Origin of the sequence: Nocardia sp. 2TAF39, assembly GCF_052114905.1 — a bacterium.
Taxonomy (GTDB): domain Bacteria; phylum Actinomycetota; class Actinomycetes; order Mycobacteriales; family Mycobacteriaceae; genus Nocardia.
Map to the genome: position 1 here is coordinate 197922 of NZ_JBFRFQ010000004.1, position 7205 is coordinate 205126.

7 protein-coding genes and 1 pseudogene are annotated in these 7205 nt (G+C 64.4%); 3 read left to right on the top strand and 5 right to left on the bottom strand.

Features of this window, described 5'->3' with window-relative positions:
- Positions 1-17 precede the first annotated feature (17 nt).
- Positions 18-143 (top strand): hypothetical protein, encoded by a 126-nt coding sequence (locus AB4Z47_RS04500; RefSeq protein WP_441948028.1) that lies wholly within the window; start codon positions 18-20, stop codon positions 141-143.
- Between the two features lie 475 nt (positions 144-618).
- On the opposite strand, the gene AB4Z47_RS04505 is transcribed toward AB4Z47_RS04500, so the two are convergent.
- Positions 619-1140: a hypothetical protein gene (locus AB4Z47_RS04505; RefSeq protein ID WP_441948030.1), complete on the bottom strand. Its 522-nt coding sequence runs from the start codon at positions 1138-1140 to the stop codon at positions 619-621.
- Positions 1141-1192: 52 nt separating this feature from the next.
- Entirely contained in the window at positions 1193-2167 is a 975-nt protein-coding gene (locus AB4Z47_RS04510) for a DJ-1/PfpI family protein (RefSeq protein WP_441948032.1), read from the bottom strand.
- 98 nt (positions 2168-2265) lie between these two features.
- On the opposite strand from AB4Z47_RS04510, the gene AB4Z47_RS04515 reads away from it, so the two are divergent.
- Entirely contained in the window at positions 2266-3213 is a 948-nt protein-coding gene (locus AB4Z47_RS04515; RefSeq protein WP_441948034.1) for a GlxA family transcriptional regulator, read from the top strand.
- A gap of 182 nt (positions 3214-3395) precedes the next feature.
- Here the strand turns inward: AB4Z47_RS04515 and AB4Z47_RS04520 are convergent.
- Positions 3396-3912: pseudogene (locus AB4Z47_RS04520) on the bottom strand (GNAT family N-acetyltransferase).
- Between the two features lie 131 nt (positions 3913-4043).
- Positions 4044-5138, bottom strand: a complete 1095-nt coding sequence (gene rsgA / locus AB4Z47_RS04525) for a ribosome small subunit-dependent GTPase A (protein WP_441948036.1) — start codon at positions 5136-5138, stop codon at positions 4044-4046.
- Positions 5139-5483: 345 nt separating this feature from the next.
- Between rsgA and AB4Z47_RS04530 the strand changes: the two genes are divergently transcribed.
- Positions 5484-5666 carry a recombinase family protein gene (locus AB4Z47_RS04530; protein ID WP_441948038.1) on the top strand — a complete coding sequence of 61 codons (183 nt, stop codon included), beginning with the start codon at positions 5484-5486 and terminating at the stop codon, positions 5664-5666.
- Positions 5667-5684: 18 nt separating this feature from the next.
- On the opposite strand, the gene AB4Z47_RS04535 is transcribed toward AB4Z47_RS04530, so the two are convergent.
- Positions 5685-7028: an IS630 family transposase gene (locus AB4Z47_RS04535; RefSeq protein ID WP_441948053.1), complete on the bottom strand. Its 1344-nt coding sequence runs from the start codon at positions 7026-7028 to the stop codon at positions 5685-5687.
- Positions 7029-7205 lie beyond the last annotated feature (177 nt).

Here is a 7205-nt window from a genome sequence, read left to right on the forward strand (position 1 = left end):
GCAGCGCACCCCAGGTCATGGCCAGCCTCCGCAACACCGCCATCGGCCTGTTCCGCCTGGCCGGTCATACCAATATCGCCCCCGCCCTGCGACATCACTCCCGCGACGCCAACCGGCCCGCCACACTACTGCTCACCTGCTGAAACCTGACCCTTAGGCCCCTACGACCCCGGTACCGCAGAGATCGCGACTTTTCGGTGGAAAGCACCGGGCTATCGGGGGAGCGAACTCGACCAAGACTGTGTCCTGCGGAAATACCGAAAGGGACTACCAATATCTCAGCAGTTGAGCCATGCCGTCACGAAATATGCCCGAACGCGCGGGCATCGGTGCGGCACTGTCTCTCCGTATGCAAATTCTCGCGATTGCCGGCAGGCTTGCCCTGGAACCAATTCTTGATTAATCCTCTTATAGCGCTCATCGTCATCGTCCATGACGACGCACCTATGTCACGCCACCCCTTCTACACTTTCGAATTTCCGGACTGATATCCAAATATCCGGCTCCATTCGGAGCCGGTACGGCGCTTTACTGTGGCAGTGAGACTGCTGGATAACTGCCAAATATGCACGCACCAGCGTTGGATTCCGTGGGCTGCTCCCCACTGATCTAGGCTGCTCAGCCGCAGCGGGAGGGGCCTGAGTGCCACTCACTGCCCGGAGTGCCACCTCCCCACTCGATGCACTTTCCGGGGGCACGCACCGTCACGGGACCGGCGTAGTATTTGTACTGGCGGGCGTCTCTCTTGTAAGTGCTGTCATCGCCGGCGATTTGGATGGCAGCCGCCACATCCGTCGATGTTCCGATGTAGCCAGTCTTCCATGTGACAACACAGTTCGTGTCGCCGTTGTAGAGCAGGTAGACAATTGATAAACGGAGGTCGTGGTGGTCGATTTCATGGTAGCTACCGCCGCCGCACGCCGCTATTGGAGACGACGCGGCATTCGCCGGTCCGGCGAATGCCAGTGAGCCAGCAATAACCACCCCGGCGGAGAAGGCCAACCCGGCTACTTTCTCGAGGGCCCGCATTTCAATCCTATTCATCGTTCCCGTCACGAACTTCGCCGAAGAGTACAGCCACGGCGCTTCACAGCACTGGCGGGTGTATTCCCGCCTGTAAACATGGTGCGGTTCCTCCACGTCAATACCGTGGGGAACTACCTCACCCCGAACCACTACACCACGCTGTATGTCAGGAGTATTCGGCGGCGACTCGATAAAGTGCCGGGTGGGCGGTTGCGATCCTTCTCGCTTCGTCGACGGAGGCGACGAAAGTGGGATTCAGACCGGCTGCCTCATATGCTTCGATGCTGTCCCAATGCGCGACGTTGACGAGTTGGAAACGCGAGTCGGGCAGTATCGCCCGGTGCAGGCGGACATCACGGAATCCGGGGGCCGTCCGCATGAGCGCCGCACGTTCACGCCATTGTGCAACGAACTCGTCGATCCGCTCGGTGGGGAGTTCGATGGCATTGACGAATGTGACGCCCTCGGTCGTCCTGTGTTCGTCTCCGTCATGGGTAGGCGGCAGCGGCGCCGCCGGGTCGTGTCGTGCCGGTCGTCCTCGATCACCGTCACGGTTCGCGCCCCAGGCATCGCTGCGACGTTCGTGTTCGAGAACTTCTTCGGCGAACGCCGCGGTTTCGGTTCCAAAGAGCCGTTCGACGAGCCACAGGCCCAGGTCGATGCCGGAGGTGACCCCGGCCGAGGTGACCAGGTCGCCGTCGTCGACGACGCGACCGCTGACCACGATCGCCCCTTGCTGCTGGAGATCGTTCTCGGCGATGTGATGTGTTGTGCACGATCGTCCGGTGGTGATCCCGGCCGCCGACAGCAGCAGCGTTCCAGTGCAGGTGGCCGCGAGGATCAGTCCCGGACGCCGGGCCGCGGTCAACGCACGAGGCAGCGTGCCACGGCGGATCTGTTCCTGGACGGGAGATCCTTCGCCGTAGCCGCCGCCGGGTATCACGATCAGATCGGCGCGGTCCGGGGACCACGGGGTGCGGATGGTGATCTCGAGACCTGCCGCGGTGGTGACGGTGCCGGGACCGTCGGCGGTGACGAAGCTGTGCTGCACATCGTCGACGACGCCGAGCGCTGTGACCGGGCCGATGAAGTCCTGGTCTTCCACCCCGTCGTAGAGCACTGTGTGTACGCGAAGAGTCATCGAATCCTCCGATAGGAGTTGCCGTTCCTCCCTGAGTATTTCGGTGATCGGCCCGGCCGAACAGTGGCGTGATCGCCAGGTTTGCGTAAGATCTGGCCATGCATTCTGTCGCTGTGCTGGCTGTTGACGGAGTCGTGGGCTTCGAGCTGGCCATTCCGTGCCAGGTTTTCTCCCTCGCTCCCGGCTACCGCGTCCGGGTGTGTGCCCAACGGAAGAAGAACATGATCGCGACGGCTGCCGGGGAGGAGGTGTTCGGCTTCTCCTCGCGCTACGGCCTCGACGATGTGCTCGACGCCCAGACAGTGATCATCCCGGGCGCAGACCCCGATGCGGTTCCCGACCCGCGCGTCCTGCGGGCGGTGCGAGCGGCGGCAGACCGTGGCGCGCGAGTGGCGTCGATCTGCACCGGGGCCTTCGTACTGGCGGCCGCGGGACTGCTGGACGGCCGGAAAGCAACGACGCATTGGATGCTGGCCGACCACCTTGCGGACCGATACCCGTCCGTATCGGTGGATCCGTCGGTCCTGTTCATCGATGACGGAACGATCCTGACCTCGGCGGGCGTCGCGGCCGGTCTGGATCTGTGCCTGCATATAGTGCGCCGCGACCGGGGCGCGGCGGTGGCGACCGACACGGCACGCCAGATCGTGATGCCACCCCAACGGGCGGGCGGGCAAGCGCAATTCATCGAACGTCCGACGCCCGCCGCGCCATCCGACGACCTCGGACCGACATTGCAATGGATGCAGGACAACCTCGCCACACCGATGTCCTTGGCCGACATCGCCACCAAGGCATCGATGAGCATTCGCAGCCTGTCGCGGCGATTCCGTGCCCACACGGGAACGACGCCGACGCAATGGCTGCTCGACCGCCGCCTGCACCGGGCGCGGGAACTACTCGAAATGACTGCCCTGCCCGTAGAGCGCATCGCCACGACGACCGGTTTCGGATCGATCGAAACTTTCCGATACCACTTCATCCGGCACATCGGCACCACTCCTGCGGCATACCGATCGACATTCCAAACGAATCCGCCCGCATAGCGGGCAACCGCGGAGCCCGCTCACCCGGCGTCGACGGAATCACCGGCACCGACGATTCATGACGGATGTGGCCTTTCTTCGACCAAGGAGTTCACAGCCCAGCGTGGTGGACTCCCCGGGGCTCGCCCGCGCATCGCTGCCGAGCCCCGGGGAGCATCGGGCTACCGCCCGAGCGGGGTGATTCAGATGTCGCCGAAGGCTGCCGCGTAGCGGATGACGCCGCTGGGCAGGGGTTCGCCGTCCAGGCTCAGCACCATCAGTGCCTCATCGGGGACGGCCACCTTCATGCTGACCCCGTGGGTGCTGGCGCGGGTGAATCCGAAGCGCGGGTAGTAGTCCGGATGCCCCAGGACGGTGACGAAGTGCCCGCCCATCGCCTTGGCGGCGTCGAACGCGGCGCGGACCACGGCCGATCCGGCACCGGTCTTCTGGTACTGCGGCAGGACTGCGCACGGTGCCAGACACAGTGCCGGGGTGTCGCCGATGTGCGCGCGGGTCAGCAGTGTGTACCCCCACGAGGGCGCCGTTGTCGTCGACGGTGACGATGGAGAGTCCGTCGATCCAGGCGGGGTCCTGGCGCAGCGCGTCGACGAGGTCGGCCTCCTCGGCGGTGTCGAACGCCGCAAGGTTGATCTCACGGATCGCGGCGATATCGGTGCTGATCTCGGCGCGAGTGGTCCACTCGGTACGAGTACTCATGATGGTCTTCTTTCCTGTGTTGAATGATGTTGCGAGCCAGGACATCCGGTGTCACCGCTCAGCCCGGTTCCGGGGGCGGTTGCACCAGCGGGCCATCGGGTGGCCCGCGGGCGCGGGCGGGCACGCCGGTGTTAGAGCTGGCGGTCGCGGAATCGGTAGGTTGCGCGCAGATCCCGCGTGATCGCCTTGTCGGTCTTGCTGCGTTTGCCGGCCTGGCGGGCGTCACCGCGGGTGGCCGCCCACTGGCTTTCCCGCAGCAGTTTGCGGTAGCGATCGAGTCGGCCCAGGTCCAACTCGCCGGTCACGACCGCGTCCTGCACCGCGCATCCGGGTTCGCTGCGGTGTTCACAGTTCCGGAACGCGCAGTCGCGGGCATAGGCCTCGATCTCGGCGAACACCTGCCCGACCCCGTCGGCGACATCGGCCACGCCGATACCGCGCAGGCCCGGAGTGTCGATGAGCACCCCACCAGCGGGCAATGCCAACAACTCGCGATGCACGGTGGTGTGTCGGCCCTTGCCATCGACGGCGCGAACCTCATTGGTGGACATGTGCTCTCGGCCCAGCAACGCATTGGCCAGACTCGACTTCCCGGCCCCGGAGGGACCCAGCAGCACTGCGGTCCCGGCCACGACTGCGGCCAGCCGGTCGAGACCGGCACCGGTCGCGGCGCTGGTGGTGAGAATGTCCACGCCGGGAGCAAGCTCGGCCACCATTACCTCGCCCGCACCAGGATGCTCGGCCAGGTCGGCCTTGGTCAACACGATGACCGGGCGGGCGCCGCTGTCGAAAGCCAGCGCCAACAGACGCTCGATCCGGCCGGGGTTGACCGGTGCCGCCAGTGACACCGCGATGACGACGGTGTCGACGTTGGCCGCGAGTACCTGTTGATGGGAGGTGCGATCGGAGGACGCGCGGGTGATCACTGTTCGGCGCGGCAGCAACGCCGCCACCTGTGGTTGCGGGCCGGGGCGCAGCGCGGCCCAGTCGCCGGTGCACACGGTGTGCTCGCGGTCCGCGCCGCTGAGCGCACTGCTGTCGGCGCGTACTGGACCCGAGGCGGTGAGGGTGTCGCATCGGCCGCGATCGACGCGCACGATCCGGGCCGGTATCAGGCCGGCGGCGGCGTGTTCAGCGAACAGCGCCGCGAACCTCTCGTCCCAGCCGAGCGCGGACAGCGCCAGCGAAGACGACAAAGAGGACGAAGAAAGGTGAGGTGAATGCACGGTGAGATCCCTGGATGAGGGAGCCCCGCTCGAACACGGAATCCACCAACAGCCACACGACGAGCACAGCTCGCGGCGACTACTGGCAATGGGTATCGGGTTAGACCGGGGCCCGGGACGTGAGGATGGTCCGGGCGCTGCGCACGGCAGCGGTCTTCACCGCAAACATCAAAACACCTCCCATTCTCTCGCACTCCAGGTCAAACACGGACGAGCCAAGTTAACACACGGCCAACCAGCCCCGCCAGCAGATTGTGAACACCAAGCTCGCTGATGCGTTGCATGGCATGTATCACGCTGGGCGATGAGCACCGGGAATACAGCCTTTCTCAACGAGCTGTCCGGATGACACTTCCGCGAACTCGGCGGCGACACCGGCGATTCGCAATGACCCGTTACGGCTACGCACGGGTCTCGACCCGCGACCAGTTCACCGACCACCAGGTCAACGCCTTGCGCGCGGCCGGGATCGCCGACGAACACATGTTCATCGAGAAGTTCTCCGGCAAGCTAGTGTCATGCGCCTGAAATTGGGCTTGTAAGTATTTAATTTGTTTTTGTGTCGGCGGGGTTGATCTTGGCGAGGTAGTCGGCGAGGGATTTGAGGATCTCGTCGGCGGTTTTGGTCCAGCGGAAGGGCCGTGGGTTTTCGTTCCAGGTGTCGATCCAGGTTTTGATGTCGTCTTCGAGGGCTTTGACCGAGGTGTGGACGCCGCGGCGGATGAGTTTGTCGGTGAGCAGGCCGAACCAGCGTTCGACCTGATTCATCCAGCTTGACCCGGTGGGGGTGAAGTGGATGTGGAACCGAGGATGCCTACCTAGCCACGTCTTGACCTCGGCGGTGTTGTGGGTGGCGTAGTTATCGCACACCAGATGCACGTCGAGCTCGCGTGGCACCGTCTTGTCGATGGTGATCAGGAACTTGCGGAACTCGATGGCGCGATGGCGGCGATGCAGTTCGCCGATGACAGTGCCGTCGGCGATGTCGAACACGGCGAACAGGCTGGTGATGCCATGGCGCAGATAGTCATGGGTGCGGCGTTCGGGCATGCCCGGCATCATCGGCAGTACCGGTTGCGAGCGGTCCAGTGCCTGGATCTGGCTCTTCTCGTCGACACAGAGCACGATCGCCTTCTCCGGCGGATTGTGGTAGAGGCCAACGACATCCACCACTTTCTCCACGAACAGCGGGTCGGTGGATAGCTTGAACGAATCCTGCAAGTGCGGTTTGAGATCGAAGCGGCGCCAGATCCGACCGATGGTCGACTTCGACAGCCCGGTGCGCGCGGCCATCGTCGAGCGTGACCAATGGGTGTCGGTGCCCGGCAATGTTTCCAGTGTCGCGACGATCACGTCCTCGACCTGGTCGAGCAGGATCGACGGCGGCCGGCCCGGACGTTGCTCGTCGGCCAGCCCATCGAGCCGAGCCGCGACGAACCGGGCCCGCCAGCGGATCACGGTCGACTCGTCCACCCCGAGATCAGCCGCGACCTGCTTGTTCGCCGCACCCTCGGCACAGGCCAGCACGATCCTCGCCCGCATCGCCAGATACTGCGCCGTTTTCGCCCGCCTCGCCCACGACGTCAACTGAACTCGCTCGGCCTCGCTCAACACCAACTCGGTCTTCGGCCGCCCGCCCCGGCCGCCATCGGTGAGCCCGCCCAACCGCTCAGCGGCAAACTTCCGCCGCCATTTCGCCACCGTCCCCACCGCGACACCGAGATCACGTGCGGCGCCAGCGTTCGACATACCCTCCGCACACACCAGCACGATCCGAGCCCGCTCAGCCTCACGCCGATCGGTCGACATCGACCTACACACCAACTCGGCACGCTCGGCTTCGGACAATACGATCTCAACGGCAGTCGGCCCACGATGCGACACAACAATGAATCATAAACTTACAAGCCCAATTTCAGGCGCATGACACTAGTGTGTCGGTCCCGAAATTTTCGCCATATATTTCGCTAGGGAGTCGAGGATTTCCTCGGCTGTTTTGCGCCAGACGAAGGGTTTGGGGTTCTCGTTCCAGTTGGTGATCCAGGCGCGGACGTCTTTCTCCAGCGC